Source organism: Microbacterium sp. P2_F9, assembly GCF_056403635.1.
Map to the genome: position 1 here is coordinate 1 of NZ_JBFUFC010000380.1, position 1,611 is coordinate 1,611.

Genomic DNA, 1,611 nt, shown 5'->3' on the forward strand with positions numbered 1-1,611 from the left:
CATCTACAGTGCACTGGCTAGTCGACGTCTGGCCTTGTTGGACGCGCGCCTATGCGGAGTCTGCCCCCTCTGGCGAGCAGCACGATCGGGGTGTCCTCCACAAGAAGTCGCGGGCTCCGGTTGGACGCGCCGCTCGTTGCGATGTCGATTGCGCCGTCGTTCGTTAGAGCGCGAAATGTCCAGCCTTCAGGGATGGACGGGACGTAGGGCACCAACGTTCCGCTCAATAGATCGGAAAGCACAAGGCGGTCTTCAATCTCGACGTTGAGAGGACGCACGTGGTCGCCCATGTGTAAGTCCAGCCGATCGAGGTCGAGTTGCATAGTAGAAGGCTACGAGGGGCGCCAACTCTCGACGATCTTCCTGAACGCGCCTGACTAGCTACCGCGCGTTGGCCGATCCCACTGCGGGCAGAGCCTCGTTAGGAGCATAATTTCGACTGTCGAGGCTGGGATTGGACTTCGGCGATTCCCACGGATGTGTCGGAGGCCCCAATGCGCTGTTTACCACGCGCCCAGCGCGCTGCCGCGCCCATCCTCACCCTCTTCTTGGTGACCCTCCTCGTGGGATGCGATGCGGCGGGCGATGCAGCCGCGCCAAGCGAAAATCGCGCATCATCCTCGTCGGCCACTGGCCCCATTGACACCGCCAATCGCGTCGCATTCGTGCGGTGGGGAGCGAACGAAGAGCGCAACGGCATCCCGTTGATGTGGACCGCGAACGCCGATGGCAGCGACCCACGCCCGGTCGGTGACCAGCGCGGCTGGTACATGGAGTGGAGCCCGGACCGGACACACCTCATCTTCGACTTCGCCGATGACGACGGCAACGAGCAGATCGCGACCATCAAGCCCGACGGGACCGACTTCGCTCAACTCACCACGGGAGCAGGCTTCTACGCCGACCCCGCCTACTCGCCCGACGGCGGCACCATCGTGTTCTCGCACTCTCCCGTTCCGGAGAGCGACGCGAGCTTCCGACAGGAGTTGTGGATCATGGACGCCGACGGAAGCAACCGACGGCAGCTCTTGGCTGGCGCGGACGGCGCCGACTTCGAACCGGTCTTCTCACCGGACGGCTCAATGATCGTCTTCACGCGCGATGAAACCGACGATGGACTCACGAGCGCGATCCACGTGATCAGTGCAGACGGCACCGGTCTGCGAGCGATCACACCCTTCCTCCACTACACAGAACACCCGCGGTGGTCGCCGGACGGCGAGACGATCGCCTACAACATTGAGGCGCAGGGCGATCTCGACAACCCCGACAACGGGATCTGGACGGTGCCCTCGACTGGGGGCGAGCCCCGCCAGCTGCTGCCCACCGACGACCGCCTCCACGTGTTCAAGCCGGACTACTCCCCCGACGGCTCAAAGATCCTCTTCGGCTGCGCACGCCGCGACGCGAACAACAACGAGGACCTGTGCACCATGAACGCCGACGGCACCGGCACCACCGTCATAGTCGATACACCCGAATACGAGAATCACGGGATCTGGGGCTAACCGTCCCCCACGCCGGCTGACAGCCGGCCCCCGCCATCGCGGCTGAAATGCGTCCGATTCTGTGAGAGTTCGGCGGCTCGGTTACCACGAGTACGCCTCGTGC

The 1,611-nt window shown here is 64.0% G+C and carries 2 protein-coding genes; one reads left to right on the forward strand and one right to left on the reverse strand.

What is annotated here, in order from left to right; genetic code table 11:
* Window positions 1-17 precede the first annotated feature (17 nt).
* Window positions 18-323 carry a hypothetical protein gene (locus AC1DVT_RS20170; RefSeq protein WP_477391170.1) on the reverse strand — a complete coding sequence of 102 codons (306 nt, stop codon included), beginning with the start codon at window positions 321-323 and terminating at the stop codon, window positions 18-20.
* A gap of 342 nt (window positions 324-665) precedes the next feature.
* On the opposite strand from AC1DVT_RS20170, the gene AC1DVT_RS20175 reads away from it, so the two are divergent.
* Complete coding sequence (locus tag AC1DVT_RS20175) at window positions 666-1,508, forward strand: TolB family protein (protein WP_477391172.1); 843 nt, start codon at window positions 666-668, stop codon at window positions 1,506-1,508.
* The last annotated feature ends 103 nt before the right edge of the window (window positions 1,509-1,611 follow it).

What these genes read in the sequence shown, in the direction of transcription:
- AC1DVT_RS20170 (WP_477391170.1), bottom strand. Translation starts at nt 323, where the DNA reads ATGCAACTCGACCTCGATCGGCTGGACTTACACATGGGCGACCACGTG.